The organism is Streptomyces sp. NPDC059248 (genome assembly GCF_042753905.1).
Taxonomy (GTDB): Bacteria; Actinomycetota; Actinomycetes; order Streptomycetales; family Streptomycetaceae; genus Streptomyces.
Map to the genome: position 1 here is coordinate 78,552 of NZ_JBHYZV010000011.1, position 24,353 is coordinate 102,904.

Genomic DNA, 24,353 nt, shown 5'->3' on the forward strand with positions numbered 1-24,353 from the left:
GCCGTTCAGTTCCGGTCGAGTACGGCCAGGAGTTCGGCGTTGTAGAAGTCGTCGATGGAGCAGGCGCCCGACACCGTCGAGAAGTACCGGTCGATCAACTCCTGGTGACCGGCGAGATGCCGCAGCATCGCCGTCCGCCCCTCGGGCTTCAGCTCCGCCACGTTGAGCGCGCCCTGGTAGATGTCGGAGAAGGTGTCCTCAAGATCGTCCTGGTAGCGCCGCAGTGCCTCCTCCAGCGCCGGGCCGTCGTGGAGCCGCTCCCCGATGCGGCCGGTGAGCGACTGCGCCTGGAGGAACGCGTCGGTGATGCCCCGGGCGGTGATCGAGTCCTTGTGGTGGACCGCGTCGCCGAGCAGTACCCAGCCGGGCCCGTACGCCCGCCGGAAGTAGTTCTCCTGGTGCCCGGTGCCGTAGAGCTGCTCCACGCGCTCCCCGGCCGCCATGCGTTCGGCCAGCTCGGGGGCGGTGGAGCGGACGGCCTCCAGATAGGCCGGCTCCACCGCCTTGCGCACCTCGGCGAACTCGTCCTGCGGAAAGTACGTCATGACCAGGGTGAGGTCGTCGTTGGTGGGTACGGCGACGATCCACCGGCCGGGCCGTTCGTAGAGTTCGAAGCCCGAGGGGACTCCGGCCCAGTAGCTGTAGTAGACGCAGGACATCCGCGGGTGTTCGACGACGTTCGGTGCCCCGGTGGTACGGGCCACCAGGGACCGCTTCCCGTCCGCGCCGACCACCAGGTGGGCCCGCTCCGTCGTCTCGGCGCCGCCGGGCGTCGTGTACCGCACCCCGGCGACCCGGCCGCCCTCGTGGAGCAGACCGGTGACCGTACAGGACTCCCGGAACTCCGCGCCGGCCGCGACGGCTCCGCCCGCCAGGATCGGGTCGAGGACGAACCGCCTCGGCGCGTAGGTGGTCCGATGGCCGTCGACCGGCAGGGAGAAGCCGTCCAGCCGGACTCCGGGGCCCCGGTAGCTCTCGTGGTCGATCGGCGGGCAGCCCGCGGCGCGCAGCTCGTCGAGCAGCCCCCAGCGGCCGAGGAGCGCCACGCCCGGCTGGTGGATGTAGTGGGAGGAGAGGGTGTCCCGGGGGAATCGGGCCTTCTCCAGCAGCAGGGTTCGATATCCCTGCCGGGCGAAGAGCATGGCCGCCGGTGAACCCGCGCACCGGGCACCTATGACAATGACGTCGTACATGGCGCCTCTCCGCCGGTGGGATCGGGGGTTTCCCGGACGGCCGGGACGGTGGGCGTCACCGGGGGTCGACCGTGCCCTGGAAGGTGTTCTCGATATACGCGGAAATCGCGGCCACGGTGGGATTGCGGAACATCTGGTCCACCGGCACTTCGAAACCCAGCTCTTGGATATAGGCCAGCTGAATCCTGGCCATGATCACGGACTGGCCGCCCAGGGCGAAGAAGTCGTCGTCGAACGAGATATCGTCGCGTTCGAGTTCCCGGCACCAGATTCCGCGCACCCTGTCGGCAATCATCGTCTCCCTCTCGGTGGTCGGCAAGATCCGGCGGTTATCGAATCGGGTCGCCTTCGGCGTACCGGTTGCGCCATTCCTCGGCGAGTGCCGCGCGGTCCGCTTTCCCGTGGGGACTCAGCGGCAGCCGGGGGATGTTCAGAAATCTGGCCGGGACCATGTTCCGGGGCAGGGTCTCCCGCAGGCGGGCGCGCAGCTCGTCCCCGGTGGCCCCGTCGCCCGCCGGGACGACGAAGGCGATCAGCTCGGTCTCGCCGGAGCCGGCGGGGGCGGCCACCACGGCGGCTTCCCGGACTCCGGCCAGCCGGCCCAGGGCGCGCTCGACATCGGCCGGGTCGATCCGCATACCGCGCACCTTCACCTGTGCGTCCAGCCGTCCGGCGACCACGAGTTCCCCGTCGCCGGTCACCCGGCCGCGGTCCCCCGTGCGGTACAGCCGACGCGGTACGCCGTCGACGTCGACGGTGGTGAAGCGCCCGGATTCGGGGCCCGTGGCGCCCAGATAGCCCGCGCCGACACCGGTCCCGGAGATGCAGATCTCGCCGTACTCCCCCGGCCCGACGCCCCGCAGCCGCTCGTCGACGACATGGACACCGGTGTTGTGGGCGGGGGTGCCGACCGGGGGGATGTCGTGTTCCCCGGGCCGGTAGCCGGAGAGGTCGTAGGAGGTCGCGACATCGGTGCACTCGGCGACGCCGTACTGGTGCAGCAGGGTGCAGGTGGTGTCGTCGCGCCGGGCCCAGTCCACGATCCGCTCGGGGCGCAGCGGCTCCCCGCCGAAGAGGATGTGGTCGAGCCGGGCGAGGGCGTCGCCGCCGCGTGCGGTCTCCCACTCGACCAGCAGATACAGGGTGCTGGACGCGCAGTGGACCACCCGGACGCCGTACCGGTCCAGCAGCCGGTGGGCCAGTGCCGGGTCGAAGTTCCGGCCGGCCGTCAGATGCTGGGTGGCACCGCAGAACAGCGGTGCCATCAGGGCGCGCTGGGAGAGGTCGAAGCCGAAGGCGCTGACCACCAGATGGCTCGAACCGCGGTGCAGCCGGTAGTCGAGCCGGAGCCAGTTCAGCAGATTGAACCAGCCCTCGTGCCGTACGGCGGTCACCTTCGGGACCCCGGTGGACCCGGAGGTGAAGACGGCGTAGCAGATGTCGTCGCCGGTGACCCCGGTCCGGGGATCGGTCGCCGGGAGGTCCCTCAGCCGGCCGGCGAGCCGGTCGAGGGTGATGATCTCGGCGTCGGCCGACTCGACCAGTTCGGCGGTGGCCGGGGAGGCCACGATCACGGCGAGACCGGGGACCTGGCCGAGCAGCAGTCGCAGCCTGGCCGCCGGGTAGGCCGGGTCGAACGGCACATAGGCCGCGCCCGCCTTCAGGGTGCCGAGGAGGACGACCAGTAGGTCGACCGAGTAGTCGAGGCAGATCCCGATCCTGGCGCCCCGGCCGTGGCCGCGCGCGGTGAGGTAGTGCGCGAACCGGTTGGCCCGGGCGTTCAGCTCGCCGTAGGTCACCCGCTCGTCGCCGCGGACGACGGCGACGGCATCGGGCGCGGCGGCCGCGTGGGCCTCGAACCGCCGGTGTACGAGGGGCGCCGGGGGCAGGGCGACCCGCTTTCCCTGAAGGATCATCAATGGGCTCCCATGCGGTAGCGCGTTCCCGGTGGGGGCGCGGGGTCGCGGCGGCCCGCGGCCGGTGCCGTGGGGGCGCACCGGCCGCGGACCCGACCGGGCGCTCAGGCGGGGCGCCGCCGGGCGGCGTCCAGGACCCGGGCCGCCCACTGGCCGACGGGCAGACCGTGTGCGGCGGCGGCTTCGGCGTAGTGGTCCAGCTGTCCGGCGGACAGTTCGATGGTGAGGGTGGTGACCGCCGGCCGGTGCTCACCGGCCCCGGACTCGGGGGCGGTGCCGGGCATTCGGCCGCGGTCGCCGCCGGTCATCGGGTCGTCGCCGGTCATCCGGTCGTCGCGGGGCGACCGGGCGGTGCCGTTCGGCAGGGCTTCGGGGGATCCGGACTGCTCGGCGAGGCCGGCCCGGACCGCCCTGCGCAGTTCGTTCCGCGACCACTTGCGCTGTTCGGCCCTGCGCAGCCAGTAGTCCTGTTCCGGCGGCGCGAGCCGGGTCACCTCGGCATGGTGGGCGAAGCTGAGGGTGTCCCGGCGGCGTTGGTGCTCGAACCGCCGGGCCACCCAGGCGTAGTTGCGCAGGGTCTGGTAGTCGAGTCCCGTGCGCTCGATGGCCTCGCGGTAGCGCCGCCAGCCGTAGGCGGCCTCACCGAAGACCAGCCAGTCGCCGAGCCACCACGCGGAGGAGTTCGACAGCTCGCGCAGGCTGGATCCGATCCGCTCCCAGGAACGCTCCGACAGGGTCTCCGGGAAGATCATCCCCGTCTTGCGTACCTGGGTCTGCTTCCCGACGAAGGACAGCACGACATCGCGTTGCGCGGGTTCGCCACCGGTGGCCACCGGCGCCGTTCCGGGTCCGCTCGCGGTTCTCACAGGGCGCCCTCCCGAGCCTTTCTCTCCCCATCGGAGTATCGGAGTGTTCCTCCGGACCTGGCCGGGTCGCCCGGACGGGCACCCGGCCGGCGGTCAGTCCGCCGCCATGGCCTCCCGCAGGCTCCGGGGGCGCAGATCGGTCCAGTTCCGCTCGACGTACTCCAGGCACTCGGCCCTGGACGCCTCGCCGAAGGCCACCCGCCAGCCCGCGGGCACCTCGGCGAACAGCGGCCACAGGGAGTGCTGGTCCTCGTCGTTCACCACGACGTAGAAGCGACCGTCCTCGTCGTCGAAAGGGTTCGTACTCAACTGCCACCGTCCTCAATCGTCACGGAGGTCTGCCGGAGAAATCGATAATCTCCGGTCCAGGTGTGGCTTCCCGGGGTCGGATTCGTCCTGTCGACGGGACACCCGGCGGCCATGTCGGCCCTGAATGCTGACGCCACGCTAGGACCCGGCCGCCGGTGCCGCAAGGACGGTCTGAAAGCGGTTCTCCCGGCCATGGGGGCCGGTCTGTATCGCTCCGGGGTTCTGTGCCACGATGGCCGAGCGGGGCCCGTGGACCGGCCCGCTCGATTGTGTTTCGAACCCGATGCGGCCCATGGGACGAGGGAATTCGCGGGGCACGCGACGGGAAAGGAACTCCCGGCGATGGAATTCCCCGGACGTTCCCCTTCCGCCACGGCGGTCGGCCTGTACGGCGTTACCGGTCCTACGCCATAACGGCGTTATGACATGGCGGCGCGGGCAAGGCGGCGCTACGGCATCGAGGCGTTGCGGCGACGCCGCGTTATGGCGAGGCGGCGTTATGGCGACGCGGTATGCGCACGGTTCGATATCCACCATCCATCCGCCCCGGACGGCTGTCACATCCCGTACCGGAGCCGCGCCTGGAGGCGATGCAGTGACCAAGCCGACGACTTCGGAGCGGGACGGGGTCCCCTTGCTCTGTCTTCCGTTCGCCGGGGGCGGCGCGAACTTCTTCCATCCGTGGAACAAGGCGGGTCTCCACGGGGTCGTGGCGGCGCCGCTCTCGTTGCCCGGCCGGGAGCGCCTGCTGGACGTGGAGCCGTACCGGGATGTGCGCCGCGCGGCGGACGGACTGCTTCCGGCCGCGCTGGAGGCGGCCGGTGAGGGTCCCGTCGCCCTCTTCGGGCACTGCTTCCTCGGTGCGGTCCTCGCCTATGAACTCACCCGGCGCATCGCCGCGTCCCCGGGTGTCGAGGTGGCGCATCTCTTCATCAGCGCGGCCCGCCCGCCGTCCGCCGGACCGGTCAGCGATGTCTCGGCGCTCTCCGACGACGCCTTTCTCACCCATGTCGAGAAGACCACCGGACGCCGTTACCCGGCCTTCGAGGTGCCGGAGATCCGGGAGCTGCTGCTCCCGACGCTCCGGGCCGACTTCGCGATGGACGAGGGCTACCGGGCGGACGGCGGTCCTCCGCTCGACACCCCGGTGACCGCGGTCTACGCGGCGGACGACGCGTTCGTGTCCCGGGACGACGTGGCCCGCTGGCGGGAGGTGACCACCGCCGAGTTCTCCCTGGTCGAGGTCGGCGGGGGCCATATGTATCCGGCGGACGATCCCGGGCCGCTGCTCGAACTGATCTCCACGACCGTCACCGGGGGCCGTGGCAGGCCGGAGGGGCTCGTCCATGGCACTGCGTGAGAAGACCGTGGTCATCACCGGGGCGGCCCGGGGCATCGGCCGGGCGTGCGCCGTCCGGGCGGCCGACGAGGGCGCGGATCTCGTCCTCGTCGACATCGGCGGCGATCTGCCGGAGGTCCCCTATCCCCTGGGGTCGGCGGATCAGCTGGAGCGGACCGCGCGGCTCTGCCGGGAGCGGGGGGCCTCGGTGCTCGTCGCACCGGCCGACGTCCGCTCGTCCGCCGCGGTCTCCGCGGCCGTCACCGCGGCGGTGGACCGGTTCGGCCGGATCGACGCGCTGATCAACAACGCGGGGGTGGGGGCGCCCTCCGGGCGGCCCGCGCACGAGGTCACCGAGGAGGAGTGGCGGGTGATGCTGGAGGTGAACCTCTCCGGCCCGTGGCGGCTGATCACCGCCGTCGCCCCGGTGATGCTGGCCCAGCGGGCGGGCAGCATCGTCAACGTCGCCTCGACGGCCGGTCTCGTGGGCTATCGCCATTTCGCCGGCTATGTCGCCTCCAAACACGGTCTCGTCGGCCTGAGCAAGGCGGCCGCGCTGGACTACGCGCCCGCGAACATCCGGGTCAACGCCCTCTGTCCGGGGCCGGTCCGGGACGATCCGGCCGTGGACGGCCAGATGACCGCGGTCGTCGCGGACGCGCTCGGTATCAGCTACGAGGAGCAGGAGGCGGTCTATCTGGAGTCGGTGGCGACCGGTTCCCTGGTCGACCCGGCCGATGTCGCGGGCGCCGCGGTCTGGCTGGCCGGTGACGACTCCCGGATGGTCACAGGAACGGTGGTCACCGTGGACGCCGGATTCACCGCCCGCTGATCCTCTCCCCGGTTCCAGCCAAAGGAGTGAGTGTGTCCGTCCCCAGCGCAGCGGTCGACGGGGTCCCCGCGGCCGATCACCCGAGCGGGCGGCTGCTCGCCCATGTCTGCCACAGCCTCGTCCGGCGACTGCCCACCGGAACCGGCGCGGCCGCGGTGCGCGCGGCCCTGGACGTGCTGATGGAGCGTCACCCCGGGCTCGGGGGCGTACGGCTCTTCGACGAGCGGCTGGAGGTGGACGCGGGCGACCCGGAGGCACGGGCCCGTGTCCGCCGCGAAGCGAGCCGTACGGTGGACGGCGATCCGGTCGTCGCCCGGGCCGTCGTCCTGGGCTACGCGGACGGCGAGGCCGATCTGGTGGTGGTGGCGCACCGCCGGGTGGTGGACCGGCGGACCCTGGGCCTGCTGGCCACGGCGCTGTCCGTACCGGGTACGCCCATGGAGCTGCCGGACGCGGTGGCACCGGACCCGGCGGCCGGTACCGCGGCCCGCCCCGGGTCCCCGGCCGGGGCCGGGGTGCCTTCCCGGTCCGGGGTGCCTTCCGGGTCCGGGGACGCGGCGGTCGCGCTGCCGTGGGGGCTCGGCGATCCGGCCCGGGCGGGCCGGACCGGTACCGTCGAGCTGGCCACCGCGAAAGTCGCGGCGGACACCGCGCCCGCCCTGCTGGTGGCGGCCACCGCACTGGTCATCGCCCGCTACGGCGCCTCGGAACGGGCCGTATTCGGACTGGTCACCGAGGACCCTGTTGCCGGGGAGTCGGAACGCCTGGTCACCCTCCCCGTATACGAGGAAACGGAGGTCGCCGAACTGCTCGGCGCGGCGGCGGAGAGCATCGCCCCGGGAGACGTATGCCTGCCGGAGCCGCCCGCGGTCGGGGTCCTGCTCACCGGGGAGCGTCCGGGCGAGGTCTACCGGCCGGCCCTCACCCCCGCCTTTCCGGCGACCCTGGAGTGGCGGTACGACCAGGACGGCACCGTCGGCGGTGCGCTGCGCCACGACGAGGGCACGATCGCCCCGGCCGTCGCCCGGCGGTTCGCCGGACATCTCGACCGCGCCGTACGGGAGTTGGCCCGGGCCCCGGTCGGAACCGCCGTCGGCGGCATGGCGCCGCTGACCGCCGACGAGGCCGCCGCCGTCCTCGCCGCGGGTCGCACCCCGGCCCGGGGCGGCACGCCCCCCGCGCCCCTCCACGCGACCTTCCGCGCGGTGGCGGCCGCCCAGCCGGACGCCCCCGCCCTCACCGGCCCGGGCGGCACGCTCAGTTACGCCGAACTCGACGCCCGCTCCGACACGGCGGCCCGCGCGCTGAGGGCCGTCGGGGTACTCCCGGGGGATCTGGTCGGTGTCCGTCTCGACCGCGATACCGACCTGGTGGTCACCCTGCTGGGGATCCTCAAGACCGGCGCCGCCTATGTCCCCATGGACACCGCGTATCCGGCGGAACGGCTGGTCCACACAGTCACCGACGCCGGGATCCGGATCCTGGTCTCCACCGGTCCCGACTTCCCCGCCGTGGACGGGGTGACCGTACTGCGTCCGGCCGAGCTGTCGTCCGGCGACGGCGACCCGGCCCCGGACGCGAACCCCGACCCGGGCGCTACCGCCACCGACCCGGACGCCATCGCCTACGTCATCTACACCTCCGGCTCCACCGGGCGGCCCAAGGGCGTCGCGGTACCCCACCGCAATGTCCACGCACTGCTCACGGCCACCGCCGCCGACTTCGGGTTCACCCCCGCGGACACCTGGACGCTCTTCCACTCCAGCGCCTTCGACTTCTCCGTCTGGGAGATCTGGGGCGCGCTGCTCACCGGCGGGCAGCTGGTCGTGGTGCCGTACTACGTCTCCCGGAACCCCGAGGACTTCCACGACCTCCTGGTCCGCCATCGCGTCACCGTTCTCAACCAGACCCCGTCCGCCTTCGCCGCGCTCAAGGAGGTCGATCTGCGGGCCTCCGCCGCCCTCGCGGTACGGCTGGTCGTCTTCGGCGGCGAACCGCTGGACGTACGGATCCTCCGGGACTGGTTCCGGAGGCATCCGCACACCCGCTGCCGGGTGGTCAATATGTACGGCATCACCGAGACCACCGTCCATGTCACCGCGCACACCGTCACCCCCCTCGACCTCACCGCCGGCTCCCGTACCGTCGGCCGCGCGCTGCCCGGCTGGTCGGTGTCGGTACGCGATACGGCGGGCCGGCTCCAGCCCTTCGGCGTCCCCGGTGAGATCTGGGTCGGCGGCGCGGGCGTGGCCGACCGCTATCTCGGCCGGGAGGAGCTGACCGCGGCCCGCTTCGTCGTCGACCCCGTCTCCGGGGAGCGGGTCTACCGCAGCGGCGATCTGGGCAGGCTGCGCCCCGACGGGCGGCTCGACCACCTCGGCCGGATCGACGACCAGGTCAAGGTGCGCGGATTCCGGATCGAACTCGGCGAGATCCGCTCGGTCCTGCTGGAGGACGACCGCGTCACCGCGGCGGCGGTCGTCCTCGGCGGAGATCCGGGGGACGCGGCGGGCGTACGTCTGGACGCTTATGTCGTCCCCGGGGACGCCGGGGTCTCCACCGAGGACCTCCGGCGGCGGGCGGCCCGCTACCTCCCGGAGTACATGGTGCCCGCCACCTTCACCCTGCTCCCGGAACTGCCCCTCACCGTCAACGGCAAGATCGATGCCGGCGGGCTGGCACCGGCCCCCGCGATCCCCGGCCCGCCGCCGTCGGCCGGAACCGGGGAACCGGCGGACGACGCCGTGTTGAAGGTCTGGCGGGACATCCTCGGCGACCATATCGGCCCCCATGACGACTTCTTCACCACCGGCGGCAACTCCCTGCTCGCCGTCCGGCTCTCCGGCGCGCTGCGCCGGGCCGGACTGCCCCCGGTATCGCTGCGCGAGCTCCATATCCACCCGACCCCCGCCGAGGTGAGCGCGCTCATCGCCGGACGCGAACCCACCGGATAGCCCCCGGCCGGGGCCGGCCGTATCCGACGGCCGGCCCCGATCGCGTATCCGCCGGGCCTTCAGCGCGCGGCGGGTGCGGACACCGGCTCGCGGGCCATGCCGCCGGTGCGGTGCAGTGCCGTCACGGCGGCGGCGCAGAGCAGTCCGGTGGCGGCCATCACGGCCCAGGGCAGCCAGTCGACCCCGGTGTCGAAGAGCGCGCCCACGCCCAGGTTGCCCAGTGAGATCGCCACCCCGGACACGGTGCTGTAGGCGCCGTAGTGGGTGGCGACGAGCCGGTCACCCGAGAGCCGGACGACGGTGTCCATCTCGAAGGGGTAGAGCAGTGCCCCGCCCCAGGCCAGGAGCGCGGCGCACAACGCCAGGGCCGCCGCGCCCGCGATCCGCCCGCCCGTACCGTCGGGGACGGGGACGAGGAGGGGCAGAAACGCGGCGCCCATCATCAGCAGCCCACCGGTGATCGCGTACGGGCCCGGCAGCGCGCGTTTCGCCCAGGCCGTGAGCCGTAGTTGCCCGGAGAGAGCGGCAAGCGCCGAGACGGCGAAGATCGCCCCGGTGACCAGTCCGGTCCGCTCACCGAACAGCTCCCGCGCCCGCAGCGGCAGGGCCAGATAGACCTGGAAGGCCAGGACGTACGAGCCGCTCATCGCGACCGCGAAGAGCAGGAACGGCCGGTTGCGGGCGATGGTGCGCCAGTCGGCCGCCATCGCGCGCCACGTGGCCCGGGAGGCGTCCGGAGCGGGCGGCCTGGCGGGCAGGGCGCGGATCTGAGCGACCGCGAGCACGCCGAAGACGATGGCGGCGACCACGCATACAGCTCGGAAGTCCCAGGCCAGCAGGGCGAGTCCGACCAGTGGCCCGGCCAGGATGCCCGCCTGGTAGTAGACGTTGAAGAGCGCGAACGCCTCCACCCGGCGCTCCTCGCCGGCCTCGGCCGCGAGATAGGCGCGGACGGCCGGGTTGAACAGGGCTCCGGCGAACCCGGTGAGCAGTGAGGCCACGATCAGCGCGGGCAGGGTGGTCACCAGACCCAGCAGGGCGAAGGCGACCGTCCGCAGCAGGCATCCGGCGACGATCAGCGGTTTGCAGCCGTAGCGGTCGGCGAGTGTGCCGCCGAGGAGGAACATGCCCTGCTGGGAGAAGTTCCGTACGCCCAGGACGAGCCCCACGGCCCAGGCCGCCAACCCCAGCCCCTCGGAGAGATGGTCGGCGAGATAGGGCATCAGCATGTAGAAACCCAGGTTGATGGCGAACTGGTTCACCATCAGCAGCCGTGCGGCGGGGTCGAAGGAGGCCGTGCCGGCCACCAATCCCTTCATCGGGCCCCCTCCCCGGCCAGGACCGGCACGGCGGGGATACGGCCCAGGGGGTCGCGGACGTTCCGGCAGCGCGTCCACCGGGCGACCACCCGCTCCTGCGGGTCGGAGATCTCGTCCGGCTCCGGCGCGGGCGGCCCGTCCAGCAGACCGCGCTCGCGGCACCACGCGTCGTTGTAGACGGTCTCCAGATAGCGGTGGGGTCCGTCGGGGAAGACGGCCGCGATCCGGGTGCCGGGCGGCAGGGTCCGGGCGGCCCAGCCCGCGACGAGGGCGACCGCCCCAACGCTCCAGCCCCCGGAAGCGTAGTGCCGAAGGGCCAGCGACCGTGCCGCCCACACCGCCTCGGCCGGGGCGACCCAGTGCACCTCGGCGAAGGCCGCGTAGTCGACGTTCGCGGGATGGATGCTGGACCCCAGGCCGCGCATCAGCCGGGGCCCGGCCGGCTGCCCGAAGATCGTGGAGGAGACCGAGTCGACGCCGATCACCCTCGGCCCCGGGCCGGCCTGCCGCAGAACGGAGGCGATACCCGCCGAGTGCCCACCCGTACCGACCGCGACCACCAGGACATCGATCCGGCCGAGCTGCGCGACGAGTTCGGCCGCGAGGGTGCCGTAGGCGGCGACATTGTCGGGGTTGCTGTACTGGTCGGGGCAGTACGCCCCCGGGGAGCGGGCCAGCAGCTCCGCCACCCGCAGACGGCGGGCCTCCTGCCAGCCGCCCTCCGGATGAGGGGCGTCCACTTGGTCCACCCGCGCCCCGAGCGACGTCAGCAGCCTGGTCATCGTGGGCTCCATGCCCGGGTCGGACACCACCGTGACGGGGTGGCCGTAGGTCAGCCCGGCCAGCGCCAGCCCGAGGCCGAGCGTTCCGCTGGACGACTCCACGACCGGGGCGCCGGGCGTGAGATCACCCCGCCGCCGGGCCTCGGCGACCATGTGCAGCGCCGGGCGGTCCTTGATCCCCCCGGGGTTGGCGCCCTCCAGCTTGGCGTAGAAGCCGCGGCCGGGCGGGGCGAAGGGTTCGTCGATCCACAGGACGGGGGTGTCGCCCACCAGATGGGCGGGCCTGCGGGCGACGGCGGGAGCGGGGGCGTGGGCCCCGAGGGCATGCGGTTCCACCAGGGAAAGGTGCATCTGCGGTTCTCCTGCGCACCCCGTACGGACGACGGGTGCGCTACGGCAGAAGGGTCAAGGGCGCGCGGGCACACCCGGCCGCCGGCCCGGGGGCCGGGGGCGGTCGGGTGTGGTGCGCGGCCTACTGCCGCAGAACGCAGTGACGTACGAGAGTGGATCTGCCCTCCGTGCCGCCGGACGGCGCCGATGAACAGGCACCGGGGCAGGGCGCCGGGGAGACGGACGCCGTGTCGGCGTCCAGGGCGGCGACCGTGGCAGCCGCCGACAGATCCCCCGAGTCCACCGCCACACGGGTCCGGTCCGCGTCGTGATCGAGGTGGTCGTCCCCGCCGTGCCCGTGGTCATGGGGGCCGCTCGGGTCACCGACGTCGACGGAGTGGAGGCACGAGCCCCAGGCGAGCGGCAGGTGCGCGTCCGAGGAACCCTCACGGTGCACGGCTCCGGCCAGGTGCACGACGATCAGCGCCACCAGGCCCACCAGCAGGACGATCCGCCCCGGGGGCCTCAGGGCGTACACGCCGATCCTCGAACGCTTCACCCGTCGAACGTAAGCGATCGCGCACCACACGCCACACCGAGAATGACGGAATGTCACCGAACGGGGGACACGGCCCATGGCCGCATTGTGCACCCGGCCGCGCCCCCATCCCTTGCCACGAACGGCCTCTCGCTCTCACGGCCCTGGTGAAACCGGCTTGATCATTTCGTTCTCCCTCGATCCGAGCAGGCTGGAAACAAGAGGCCGAACGAGGGATCGGCCGGGCACACCGTCGAGTACCGAGCGGGGTCGCCGCCTCTGGGGATCTCTCCGCCGTCGACCGGAGCAGGCCAGGCCCACGAGCCCAGAAGGCTCATGGGGGCGTCCGGCTGGCTCGGGAATGCTCCGACACCGTGCAGCAGAAGCGAGAGCGCCCGGTCGGCTCTGTGGGACTGGATACGGGGATAGTCGTCGAGGAAGATATGCCAGTGGTGGCAGGCCATCTCCAAGTGGCCGAGCCGGAGATGGGGCTCGGCCGGAGCACCGGGCCAGTCACCCAGAGTGGCCAGCGTTCGGGCACGCTGATAGTCGAGGCCGGGGCGAGGATAGGTGGCGAACGGCCCCCGCGATCCGCCCTCGACCCGGTCGAGCGAGGCTTCGGCGGCGATCAGCGTGGCATGAGCCGGGCGACGCTGACGCTGGTAGGCATGGGTGAGGGCATGCTGTGAGAGGACGAACGCACGGACGGCCGGGTTGGTATCAGGACCCGCGATCTCCAAAGCGATGCTCGTGAGCCCGTGGGCCGTGCCGGGATGCCCCAAAGTCAGCGCCTGCAAGCTCATCGCACGCAGAGTGACGGCGTACTGGCGACGGTCGTGCGCTTGGCCGGCAAGCGTCAGAGCGACGCTGTAGTAGCGCTGGGCCAGGCCCGCATGGCCCGTATCGGCCGTCATATTGGCGAGCATGTGGGTGAGCTGGGCCGTGAGGGTGAGGAGTTCGCGACGGAGAGCGGGGCGCGCGGGAGCGGTCAGAACGCAGGCCGCGTCGTCGACGAGACAGGTCACCAGGGCGGTCCGGGCGTGAGCACCACCGTGCCGGTCGGTCAGCACGGCGAAGACGCGCGCCATCTCCCTCAGACGTTCCGCGTCCGCGGCGATCGCCTCGGTTCCGGCACCGGCGGTGGGGAAGGGGCCGTCGGCCGCGGGGGCCAGTGGGGCAGAACGAGGCCGGTCGGGGTGTAGACGGTACGGGCCAGATAGGCGCGGCGCACGGGGTCGGCATCCTCCCGGCACAGGGTGATGAGGTGATGCACCACACCCCCCGGCGCCCGCCGGTCCGGTCCCGGCCGCAAGCCGGTGGCCGACGACGGAACCTCCCGCACACGCGTCAAGCCGGTTTCCTCGGCACTGACGGCGCGCCCGAGGCGGCGCGTCAGTGCGGCGGCCACCAGTTCGGGGACGGGCGGTCGTGGTCGGGAACCGGACAGCCAGTGGGCCACCGAGGTGCGGTCGTAGCCCAGGCGCAGTCCTTGCGCCACGCCCAGGGCGACGACTGCCCTGGAGAGTTCCGCACCCTTCCAGTCGGCCTCGACCAGCAAGGCCGCCAGTCGGCCGTTGGGCTATTGACGTGCCATGACTCCTCCCGACGATCCAACGGACGCCTTCACAAGCACGCAAGCGTTCAACGCGTGCACGCATTCACGTCCCCGTGCCTCTTCCCCCGGGCAGCAAACAGGCGTGCTGTAGACATATGCCTGCTCGACCTTCCGGTCAATCGTTCGGTGACATACCGGCATTCCGTGCGGGCGGCACATCCCGATGCCCAGAGTCCAGATTCCGCGACGGAGGCATGCGATGACCTCGTACTGTCCGTCCACCATCCGTTTCCGAGCACGCTCCCGGTCCGTGGGCCGAACTCCACGGAACGGTGAGATCGCCAACTACCGCGAGGGACGAACTCCCTCCCACGCGTACCGCAACCACGGCGCAGGGGGTCGCTGATGTCGGAGCAGACTGCGGAGATACTCGCCGGGTTCGTCGAAGCGTGCAACGCGCACGACGTGCGGGCACTGATCGACCTCTACGCGGATGAATTCTCCTTCGAGGACGTCGCCCTGGATTTGCGAGTCAACGATGCCGGGGAGTACTACACGCTGCTCAATGCCTGGTTCGCCGCCATTCCCGACCTGCGGATGGATGTCCGGAGCACCATCGCGTGCTCCGACGGCGCGGCGATCACCTGGGTCTTGTCCGGCACGATCGGCACACTGCTCCCGGGAATGCCCGAAGGGTTCGTGGTCGGCGGCGTGTTCGACGTCAGGGGCGCTTCCGTGCTCCACTTCGGACCGAGTCGGACCATTGTCCGACACGAGGACTACCACCTCTTGCACCTTCAGGCCTTGGGAACCGGTGTGCCGGGTGACGGCGCGTGAACGAGCGCCCAGTCACTGTCGCGGTACCGGATACGTCTGCCGAACCGCGTGCGGTGTTCGTACCGGCGGACAGCGACCGGGCCCTGGGGTGGCTCCGGACGATGCTGGTGTCACGGGAGTTCGACCGGCGGGCGGCACTGACCTACCGGCAGGGCGGAATCTGGTTCCACATCCCAGGCTCGGGCCACGAATCCCTGGCGGTGCTGGCACGGCACTTGCGGCCGAGCGACGTCATCGCTCCGCACTACCGCGACCGGGCTCTCTTGCTGGCCCGAGGGATGACCCTGGCCGACATGGCGGCGGATCTGTTCGCCACCCCTGCTTCCGGCTCGGCAGGGCGCAATATGACGAGCCACTTCTCGCACCGCGACCTGAACGTCTTCTCCGTCGCCGCCCCGGTCGCCAGCAACTGTCTGCCCGCCGCCGGATTCGCCTGGGCGGCGCGGCTGCGCGGTGACGACGACGTGGTGCTGTGCCTGGTGGGCGAGGCGTCGACACGGCAGGGCGAGTTCTACGAGGCGGTCGCCTTCGCCGTGGAGAAGCAGCTCCCGCTGGTCTTCGTGGTGGAGGACAACATGTACGGCATCAGTACCCGTACCGTCTCCGGCACCGCACGAGGGCTGTCGCTGCTGACCGGGGTGCTGGTCCCGGACGCCTCGGACCCGGTGGCACTGGACCGCGCCGCCGCGCGGGCTTTCCGGCAGGTGCGGGGCGGCGGGGGGCCGGTGGTGTTGTGGTGCGAGATGGACCGGCTGGACTCCCACACCTCCTTCGACGACCAGCGTGTCTACCGCAGCGCCGAGGAACTGGCCCGGCTGCGGGACCCGATCACCATCCTCTGCGACCGGCTGGTCGAGGAGGGTGCGCTCGACCGGGGCGAGCTCCAGCAGCTCTGCGAGGAGGTCGTCGACGAGGTGCTGAACGCGTTCGAGAGGGCCGCCCGTGCACCGAGGCCCGCACCGACCTCGGTGCACACTCACTTGTACGCGGCACCTGAAGAGTCGCCCGCGGCGGCACCGAGCGGGAGCCCGGCCACCATGGCGGCGGCCGTCACCGACGCGCTTTCGGAGGCCCTGGAAGACCCTGACACCGTGATCTTCGGTGAGGACATCGCCGCTCCCAAGGGCGGTGTCTTCGCCCTCACCAAGGGCCTCGGCCACGCCGAGCGCGTCGTCAACTCCCCCCTCGCCGAGGCCACCGTCGTCGGTGTCGGGGTCGGATTGGCCGCTGCGGGAATGCGACCGGTCGTGGAGCTGCAGTTCATCGACTTCGCCGGGCCCGCCTGGAATCAGATCACCACCCAGCTCGCCACTCTGCGATGGCGCACCGCCGGTGACTGGTCGTGCCCGCTGACGGTGTACGCGCCCTCGGGCGCGTACACGCCCGGCGGCGGCATCTGGCACAGCCAGAGTCTGGAGAGCCTGTTCACCCACACCCCCGGGCTGCGTGTCACCGTGCCCTACAGCCCGGCGGAGACCACCGCGGCGTTCCGCCTCGCGCACACCGGGGCCGATCCCACGATGATCCTGCTGCCGAAGCGCCTCCTGCGGCGGCGCTGGGCAGACGCCGCCCCTGTTTCTCCCCCCGGGAACGCCGACGTCACGGTCGTCGCCTGGGGAAGCTGCCGCGAACTCGCCCGGGACGCCGCCGACCGGCTGGCCGGCGACGGAGTGCACGCCGAGGTGGTCGGGCTCTGGCGGCTCGACCCGCTGGACCTGGGGCCGCTGCGGCAGTCCCTCGCCCGCACGGGGCGCCTGGTCGTGGTGCAGGAGGCGGTACCCACCAGCAGCTTCGGTGCCTGGCTCGTATCGTCGCTGGTCACCGATCCCGACTGCTTCTACCAACTCCTGGCCGCGCCGCGCCTGGTGTCCCGGCAGCCCGTACACGTCCCGTACGACACCGGTCTTGAGGCACACGTACTGCCCTCGGCCGACGACATCGTCACCGCCGTACACGCCATCTTGAACTGACCGGGAGCACTCCATGCGTCATGTGCTGGTAGTACCGGACTTCGGCGAGAGCATCGTCGAGGTGACCGTGCTGCGCCTGCTGAAACAGCCCGGCGACGTGGTGGAGCGGGACGAGCCCTTGTACGAGGTCGAGACCGCCAAGACCACGATGGAGATCGAATCACCGGTGACAGGACGGGTCGACGCGTGGCTCGTCGCGGAGGGCGACACGATACCGACCGGCACCGAGATCGCCCATCTGGACCTCGCGGAGGCCACGTCCCCCCGGACCGCCGGCCGGGCGCCTGCCCCGGCGGTCGAACCAGCTGCTCCCGGGGACGCCCCGCCGCCGCACTCCACCACCGGTCCTGCCAAGGCGAGGATCGCACCCCGGCTGCGCGCGCTGGCCCGGGACCGGGGCCTCACCGACGCCGGGATCGACGCCCTGGCGGCCGAGCACGGCACTCCGCGAACTGTCCAGGACATCGAATCCTGGACCGTGTCGGCGCAGTGGACCGATCGTCCCGTTCCACCGACGCGGAAGCGGCTCAACCAGGCGATGGCGGACTCCGTACGTCACAGTGTGCCGGCGCTCGTCGCCACCACCATCGACCAGGAAGTCCTGCGCCGCGCCACCGACGCCCTGCACCGGAGGGCCGGGGGGCCGGTGTTCGCGACCGAGTTCACCGCTCTGGCCCACCTCGCGGCTCGTACCACCGCCGGCCATCCGGCCCTGCGAACCCGCCGGACGGGCCGGGACTCCCTCCGTACCTTCGGGCAGCTAACCCTGGGCATCGCCGTCGCCGACGGGGACGAACTGCTCACCGCCGTGGTATCGCAGGCCGACCAGCTGGATTTCGCGTCCTTCGTGGCCGGCTACCAGACCGGTATCGAGGACGCCCGGCACGGCCGTGCGGAGGCGGACGGCCGGGTCACCCTGAACGTCTCCCATCTGGACGTACCGGGGATCCACTTCGCGGTGCCGGTGGTGGTGGCGCCCGCCGTGGCGACCCTCTTCCTCGGAGCTGCCGACGCACGCGGCGAAAGGCAACTGGTACTGGCTTTCGACCATCTGGTCCTCGGAGGTGAACAGGCGGCCCGCTACCTCCACGATCTCCGGACGGCGATCGGCCGGCTCGTGGGTGGCGCCGAAGCACCGGCGCCCACCGTGGCGTCCACGCCCCCCGACACCCTCGCCGAGCGCATCGCGGCGAAGGCGGCGGAGATCACCGGCACCCCCGTCGACGCCGGCCTGCCGCTGGGCCGGCAGGGACTCACCTCCGCCGGGGCGGTACGGCTGGCGGCCGAGCTGAGCACCGAGTACGGCGTGCCGCTGGCCCCGACCGCGATGTGGCGGCATCCCACCGCCCATGCCCTGGCCCTGCACCTCACCGGAGCCGCCGCCCCGGACGTGCCCGTACCCGCGAACGTATCGGCACGCGACGGCGACCCCATCGCGGTCATCGGCATCGGCTGCCGGTTCCCCGGCGGGGTGACCGGCCCGGACGAGTTCTGGCGTCTTCTCGCCGACGCGACGGACGCCACCGGAGAGGCACCGGTCGACCGCGGCTGGGACCTGGATGCCGTTCGCGCCGACCTCACGACGCGCCGTGGCGGCTTCCTCGCCGACGCGTCGGGCTTCGACGCCGGCTTCTTCTCCCTCTCTCCGAGGGAGGCGGAGGCGATGGAGCCGCAGCAGCGGCTGCTTCTCGAAACCGCCTGGGAGGCCCTCGAACGGGCCCGTATCGTCCCGGCGTCGCTGGCCGGCAGCCGGACCGGAGTCTTCACCGGACTGATGCCCAGCGACTACGCCCACCAGCACCGCTCCGAGCCCGGCGGCCATCTGCTCACAGGCGTGCTGCCGAGCGTCGCCTCGGGGCGGATCGCGTACGTCCTCGGTCTGGAAGGGCCGGCCATCAGCGTCGACACCGCCTGCTCCTCGTCGCTCACCGCGGTACACCTCGCCTGCCGGTCGCTACGGACGGGAGAGTGCGACCTCGCCCTGGCGGGCGGCGCCACCGTCATGGCGACTCCGGCCGATCTGATCGGGTTCAGCGCTCAGCGGGCCCTCGCCGCCGACGGCCGCAGCAAGGCGTTCGGAGCGGACGCCGACGGCATGGGCGCCGCGGAGGGCGCCGGAATGCTCACCCTTCAGCGGCTCCGCGACGCGGAGGCCGCCGGGCATCCCGTGCTCGCCGTGATCCGCGGCTCCGCCCTCAACCAGGACGGCGCGTCCAGCACCATGACCGCGCCCAGCGGCCTGGCCCAGGAGCGCGTGATCATGGACGCCCTCACCGATGCCGGACTCACACCCGGCGATGTCGACGCCGTCGAGGCCCACGGCACCGGCACCGCCCTGGGCGACCCCGTCGAGGCCGAAGCCCTGCTGGCGACCTACGGGAGAAGTCGCACCGCCGGCCCGCTGCGGCTCGGCTCGGTGAAGTCGAACCTCGGCCATACCCAGGCCGCCGCCGGCGTGGCCGGACTCATCAAGGGCGTACTCTCCCTCCGGCACGAGACACTGCCTCCCACCCTGCACGCCGAGCGGCCCTCACAGCACATCACCTGGGACGACGAACGCATCCGCCTGCTCACCCGGGCACAGCCCTGGCCCGCCGGAGGCCGCCCGCGCCGGATCGGTGTCTCGTCCTTCGGCCTCAGCGGGACCAACGCCCACATCGTCCTGGAAGAGGCCCCGCCGCACGAGCGGACGGATGCGCGCGAGGAGGGCGATCCGCCGACAGGACGACTCGTGCCCTTCGTCTGGCCGCTCTCCGCGCATTCCCCCGAAGCCCTGCGCGAGAACGCCGCACGGCTCGCCCGGCATATCGAGGAACGGCCCGGGATCTCCCTCGCCGACATCGGGCATTCCCTCGCCACCACCCGTACCCACCATTCCTGGCGAGCCGCGCTCGCCCTGGATCCCCGGGACAGCCACGACTCGGCCCTCATCGCTCTGCGCGCCCTCGCCTCCGGTGACGACCACCCCGCCGTCTTCACGGCCGACGTTCCCGTGCATTCCTCCGCCCCGCGTCTGGTGTGGGTGTTCCCGGGACACGGACCCCGGTGGGCGGGTGCCGGAGCGGAGTTGTACGAGACCGAACCGGTCTTCCGCCACCACCTCGACCGCTGCGCGGAGGCCTTGTCACAGTTCGTGGAATGGGATCTCCTCGCGGTCCTGCGAGGGGAAACGGGGACGTTGCGCCTGAAGGATCAGGGGGTGGCCCAGCCCGCGCTGTGGGCGGTGACGGTCTCCCTGGCCCGGCTGTGGGAGTCGTACGGCATCACCCCCGACGCGGTCGTCGGCCACTCCCAGGGCGAGGTCGCCGCCGCCCATATCGCCGGATCCCTCACCCTGGAGGAAGCCGCCCGCGTCATCACCCTCCGGTCGCGGCTGATCGACACCCTGAAGGGCACCGGCGGGATCGTCTTCCTGACACTCGGTGAGGCGGAGACGCTGGACCTGCTGGCGCCCTGGGAAGGGCGGCTGTCACTCGCCGTCGTGAACGGCCCCGCCTCGACGGCGGTCTCCGGTGAGGGACCCGCCCTGGCCGAACTCCGCGCCCACTGCGTCGCGCACGACATTCCCGTAGGGATGCTGGAGAAGATAGCGGCCGGGCACAGCCCCATGGTGGAGAGCCTCCGGGAGTCGATGCTCACCGAGTTGGCGGGAACAGCCCCCCGCCCGGCCGACTACCCCTTCTACTCCACCGTCGACGGGTACCCGCGCGACACGCCCCTCACCGGAGGGGAACTGGGCGCGGATTACTGGTGGGACAACCTCCGCCGGACCGTCCGCTTCCACGGCACCGTGGAAACGCTACGGGAATCGGGGCACACCACCTATCTCGAAATCAGCCCCCGCCCCACTCTCGCGCCGGCGATCCAGCACATCCTGAACGCGGCCGATCCGGCCGGCCCGTGGTCACCGCTCGTCTGCGGCACTCTGCGGCGGAAGCGCCCCGAACGGGCGACGCTGCCGCTCCTCTACTGTCACGGCCACGCTCCCGGCTGGACCGCCGTGCACCCGGGGGCGCGCGTGGTGGATCTGCCCACGTACGCCTTCCAGCACGAGCACTACTGGCTGTCCGGGGATCCCGCCGGCCCGGGTGTTCCGGCCGGTGCCACCGCCACCGGCCATCCACTGTTGAGCACCGCCCTGGAGCTGGCCGGGCAGGACACCACCGTCCTGGTCGGCCGGGTCTCGGCCGCCCGGCTGCCCTGGCTCGCCGATCACACCGTCGAGGGCGTCCCCTTGCTGCCCGCGGCGGCCGTGACCGAGGCGGCCCTGTACGCCGGCGACCTCATCGGCGCGCCCCGGCTGACGGAACTCGTCCTGCGGCAGCCGGTGTTCCTCGACCGGCCGCGAGAGGTCCAACTCGCGGTGAACCACGGCACCGGCGCCTTCACCCTGCACACCCGGCCGTACGGGACCGAGGACGACGAGCCGTGGCAGCTCTGCGCCACGGGTGAGCTGAGCACCGACGTACCGGACGGCACGAACCACCCGGGCGTGCCGGAGACCGGCGAGCCGCTCGACGCGCGGGAATGCTACGCCGCTCTCGCCGACGCGGGATACGTCTACGGCCCGGCCTTCCGGGGCATCACCGCACTCGAGCGGGGTGACGAAGGGTTCTCCGCACAGGTGCGGCTGCCCGACGGTCTCGATGCCGAGGGCTACGGCATTCACCCCGCCCTGCTGGACGCCGCCCTTCAGCCACTGCTGCTCAGGGCCGGCGACGGGGTACGGCTGCCGTTCAGCCTCTCCGGGATCACCCTGCACGCCACCGGCGCCACCGCCCTGCGGGTCCGGGTCCGTGCCATCGGCACGGACGCCTGGAGCGTGGCGGCGTACGACCCGGCGGGGGCTCCCGTCGTCACGGTCGGCTCCGTGACCACCCGCCCCTACCGTCCCGCCGTCGAGCAGCGGCACCCGGCTGTGCACCGCGATCTGCTGCGGCTGGTCTGGGCCCCGGGAACGGACCCGGTCCCGGCGGAAACCGCGGATGACGCCCTGTGCTGGTCCGCGCCCGACGGCGCGGGCGACGCGTTCACCAGGACCCGCGAACTGCTCCACCGCGGCCTGTCGTTCCTTCGGGAGTGGCTCACCGACCCGGCGCACGAGGCGGCGCGGCTCGTCGTGGTCACCCGGCGGGCCGTCGCCACCCATCCCGGGGAGCCCGTCGATCCCGCCGGAGCGGCCCTGTGGGGGCTGGCGCGCAGCGCCCAGTCAGAGCATCCCGGGCGGATCGTCCTGCTCGACCACGACGGGCCCGCCGCGGACGGGCCGCCTCCGGAAGCGCTCCGCGCCGCGCTCGCCGCGACGGTGCCCCAAGTGGCATGGCGTACCGGGGTGCCGTATCTGCCCGCCCTCCGCCCCGGCACGCCGGAAGGCGGGCCGGGCGGGCCGCCTCCCGGTAACGACTGGCACCTGGACACCACCAGTACCTCCGGCACCGGCACCGTCGATGATCTGGTCTACCGGACAGCCCCGGAACGGGAGCCCGTAGGGCGACAGGTACGCCTGCGGACAAGAGCGGCGGGAGTGAATTTCTACGATGTCGCGGTCTGTCTCGGCCTGCTGGACGACCACGAGGGCCTCGGTGTGGAGGCTGTCGGGACGGTGACCGATATCGGCCCGGACGTCGTACGGCTACGCCCGGGCGACCGCGTCATGGGGCTGGTGCCGCACGCCTTCGCACCCACCGGTGTCGCCGACGAGCGGCTGCTGATCCCCGTTCCGGAAGGCTGGAGCGATGGGGAGGCCGCGGCAGCGACGGCAGCGTACGGCACCGCCTACCACGCCCTGGTGACCCTCGCGGACGTCCGCCCCGGGCAGCGGGTGCTGATCCACGCGGGTGCCGGGGGCGTCGGGCACGCGGCGATCCGCCTCGCACAGCATCTGGGGGCCGAGGTGTACGCGACGGCCTCACCGGCGAAGTGGCCCGTCCTGGAGGGGCTCGGGGTCCGGGTGGGGCGGATCGCCGGCTCCCGGAGCCTCGACTTCGAGGACGCCTTCCGGGAGGCCACCGCCGGGGCGGGCATGGATGTCGTGCTCAACGCACTGGCGGGCGAGTTCACCGACGCTTCCCTGCGGCTCCTGCCCGCCGGAGGGCACTTCGTCGAGATGGGGAAGACCGATCTGCGCGATCCCGCCGAGGTGGCCGCCGCCCACCCCGGTGTCGACTATCGGGCCTTCTCCCTCACGGCACTCGACATCCCCGTGCTGGAAGCCACCCTCGGCGCGCTGGGGGAACTGTTCGCCTCGGGTGCGCTGCCGCCACTGCCCACCACCGGCTACGACATCCGCGAGGCCCACGAGGCATTCCGGCTGATGACCTCCGCGCGGCACACCGGCAAACTCGCCCTCACCCTGCCCGTTCCGATCGACCCCGGCGGAACCGTACTGATCACCGGAGGCACCGGTACGCTGGCCGGCCTGGCCGCTCGGCAGCTCGCCGCTCGATATCCCGGGATCCGTCTGCTGCTGGTCTCCCGGCAGGGCGCCGCATCCCCCGGCGCCGCGGCCCTCACCGCCGAGTTGGCCGAAGACGGTGCCGATGTGGTGGTCGTGGCCCGTGACCTCACCGAACCCGGCGCGGTCCGCGAGCTCGTCGAGGGGATCGGTACGGAGCGTCCCCTCACCGCGGTTCTGCACACCGCCGTACAGCTCGCGGACGCCCCCGTCACCGCCCTCACCCCGGAGCGGATGGATCACGTGCTGGACGTGAAAGCCGGCGTGGCCTGGGAACTGCACCGGGCCACCGCCGACCACGACCTGTCCGCGTTCGTTCTGTACTCCAGCGTCGCGGGTGTATTCGGCACCACGGGGCAAGGCAACTACGCCGCCGCCAACGCCTTCCTGGACGCCCTGGCCCACCACCGTCATCTGGGCGGGCTGCCCGCGACATCGCTCGCCTGGGGGCTCTGGGAGCCGGACTCCGCGGGTACCCGCCTGACCGATGTCGACCGGGCCCGGCTGGAACGCACCGGTCTGGCCCCGATCACCGCCGAACGCGGTGCGGCACTGCTCGATCACGCGCTCGCCCGGGGCGTCGCCGCCCTCGTCCCCGCACCACTGACCCGAGCCGTTCGCACGGGGCGCTCCGACCCGATCCATCCCCTGCTCCGGTATCTGGGCCGTCCGGCCAGGCGCACCGCCGGCGCCCCGGAACCCCGGAAGGGCGATGACACCCTGGCGGCCCGGTTGGCGGCCCTTCCGCCGGAACGGCGGTCGGGCGAGGTCCTCACCCTGCTGCGTGGCCACGCCGCCACCGTCCTGGGTCGCCCTTCGCCCCACGACATCGCACCCGAGGCCACCTTCAAGGCCCTGGGATTCGACTCGCTCACCGCGTTGGAGCTGCGCAACGCCCTCACCCGCAGCGCGGGCGTCCGGCTGTCACCGACGCTCGTCTTCGACCATCCCACCCCGAAGGAACTCAGCGCGCACCTGGTGTCCGTGCTCGTCCCGCAGCCACCGCACGATGCGCGAACGCCTTACAGCAACGGCGGGTCGGCCGTGCCGGACCGCTTCGACAGCGCGAGTCCCGACGAACTCGTCGACCTCGCGATGGAGGAGGAGTGAGCCCCGGGCCCACCACCGGCACCGGGGCGGACCCAGCCCTCCCGACATC

Annotated in this window: 16 protein-coding genes; 6 read left to right on the forward strand and 10 right to left on the reverse strand. The window is 72.3% G+C overall.

Annotation, left to right across the window (positions count from 1 at the left end; genetic code table 11):
- Positions 1–5: 5 nt before the first annotated feature.
- From ACFXG1_RS07110 to ACFXG1_RS07130, 5 genes are all read right to left on the reverse strand, one after another.
- Positions 6–1,193, reverse strand: a complete 1,188-nt coding sequence (locus tag ACFXG1_RS07110; protein ID WP_384741490.1) for an NAD(P)/FAD-dependent oxidoreductase — start codon at positions 1,191–1,193, stop codon at positions 6–8.
- 55 nt (positions 1,194–1,248) lie between these two features.
- Positions 1,249–1,488, reverse strand: a complete 240-nt coding sequence (locus ACFXG1_RS07115) for an acyl carrier protein (protein WP_384741491.1) — start codon at positions 1,486–1,488, stop codon at positions 1,249–1,251.
- A 34-nt stretch (positions 1,489–1,522) separates the two neighbouring features.
- Positions 1,523–3,109 (reverse strand): amino acid adenylation domain-containing protein, encoded by a 1,587-nt coding sequence (locus ACFXG1_RS07120; RefSeq protein ID WP_384741493.1) that lies wholly within the window; start codon positions 3,107–3,109, stop codon positions 1,523–1,525.
- Between the two features lie 104 nt (positions 3,110–3,213).
- A complete protein-coding gene (locus ACFXG1_RS07125) occupies positions 3,214–3,975 on the reverse strand; it encodes an LmbU family transcriptional regulator (protein WP_384741495.1) in 762 nt (253 codons plus the stop codon).
- A 93-nt stretch (positions 3,976–4,068) separates the two neighbouring features.
- Positions 4,069–4,284 (reverse strand): MbtH family protein, encoded by a 216-nt coding sequence (locus ACFXG1_RS07130; protein ID WP_384714017.1) that lies wholly within the window; start codon positions 4,282–4,284, stop codon positions 4,069–4,071.
- A 595-nt stretch (positions 4,285–4,879) separates the two neighbouring features.
- On the opposite strand from ACFXG1_RS07130, the gene ACFXG1_RS07135 reads away from it, so the two are divergent.
- Genes ACFXG1_RS07135 through ACFXG1_RS07145 form a run of 3 tightly spaced genes read left to right on the forward strand, consistent with a single transcriptional unit; the run spans position 4,880 to position 9,409 of the window.
- Positions 4,880–5,644 (forward strand): thioesterase II family protein, encoded by a 765-nt coding sequence (locus ACFXG1_RS07135; RefSeq protein ID WP_384714014.1) that lies wholly within the window; start codon positions 4,880–4,882, stop codon positions 5,642–5,644.
- Positions 5,631–6,455: an SDR family oxidoreductase gene (locus ACFXG1_RS07140; protein WP_384741498.1), complete on the forward strand. Its 825-nt coding sequence runs from the start codon at positions 5,631–5,633 to the stop codon at positions 6,453–6,455. The genes ACFXG1_RS07135 and ACFXG1_RS07140 overlap by 14 nt, the downstream gene beginning before the upstream one ends.
- 32 nt (positions 6,456–6,487) lie before the next feature.
- Entirely contained in the window at positions 6,488–9,409 is a 2,922-nt protein-coding gene (locus tag ACFXG1_RS07145; RefSeq protein ID WP_384741500.1) for an amino acid adenylation domain-containing protein, read from the forward strand.
- A gap of 59 nt (positions 9,410–9,468) precedes the next feature.
- On the opposite strand, the gene ACFXG1_RS07150 is transcribed toward ACFXG1_RS07145, so the two are convergent.
- From ACFXG1_RS07150 to ACFXG1_RS07170, 5 genes are all read right to left on the reverse strand, one after another.
- The gene (locus ACFXG1_RS07150; protein ID WP_384713932.1) at positions 9,469–10,728 is read right to left on the reverse strand and encodes an MFS transporter; all 1,260 of its coding nucleotides are present in this window, start codon (positions 10,726–10,728) and stop codon (positions 9,469–9,471) included.
- A complete protein-coding gene (locus tag ACFXG1_RS07155; protein ID WP_384713930.1) occupies positions 10,725–11,861 on the reverse strand; it encodes a PLP-dependent cysteine synthase family protein in 1,137 nt (378 codons plus the stop codon). The genes ACFXG1_RS07150 and ACFXG1_RS07155 overlap by 4 nt, the downstream gene beginning before the upstream one ends.
- Positions 11,862–11,982: 121 nt before the next feature.
- On the reverse strand, positions 11,983–12,399 hold the full coding sequence (locus ACFXG1_RS07160; RefSeq protein WP_384713927.1) for a hypothetical protein: 417 nt from the start codon (positions 12,397–12,399) through the stop codon (positions 11,983–11,985).
- 161 nt (positions 12,400–12,560) lie between these two features.
- Entirely contained in the window at positions 12,561–13,466 is a 906-nt protein-coding gene (locus tag ACFXG1_RS07165; protein WP_384713924.1) for a hypothetical protein, read from the reverse strand.
- Between the two features lie 5 nt (positions 13,467–13,471).
- On the reverse strand, positions 13,472–13,936 hold the full coding sequence (locus tag ACFXG1_RS07170; RefSeq protein ID WP_384713921.1) for a hypothetical protein: 465 nt from the start codon (positions 13,934–13,936) through the stop codon (positions 13,472–13,474).
- 402 nt (positions 13,937–14,338) lie between these two features.
- Between ACFXG1_RS07170 and ACFXG1_RS07175 the strand changes: the two genes are divergently transcribed.
- From ACFXG1_RS07175 to ACFXG1_RS07185, 3 genes are read left to right on the forward strand one after another with little or no spacing between them, the layout of a single operon-like run.
- A complete protein-coding gene (locus ACFXG1_RS07175) occupies positions 14,339–14,770 on the forward strand; it encodes a nuclear transport factor 2 family protein (protein ID WP_384713919.1) in 432 nt (143 codons plus the stop codon).
- The gene (locus ACFXG1_RS07180; protein ID WP_384741503.1) at positions 14,767–16,740 is read left to right on the forward strand and encodes a dehydrogenase E1 component subunit alpha/beta; all 1,974 of its coding nucleotides are present in this window, start codon (positions 14,767–14,769) and stop codon (positions 16,738–16,740) included. Before ACFXG1_RS07175 ends, ACFXG1_RS07180 begins: the two co-directional genes overlap by 4 nt.
- Positions 16,741–16,753: 13 nt before the next feature.
- Positions 16,754–24,304, forward strand: a complete 7,551-nt coding sequence (locus tag ACFXG1_RS07185; protein WP_384741505.1) for an SDR family NAD(P)-dependent oxidoreductase — start codon at positions 16,754–16,756, stop codon at positions 24,302–24,304.
- Positions 24,305–24,353: the final 49 nt, after the last annotated feature.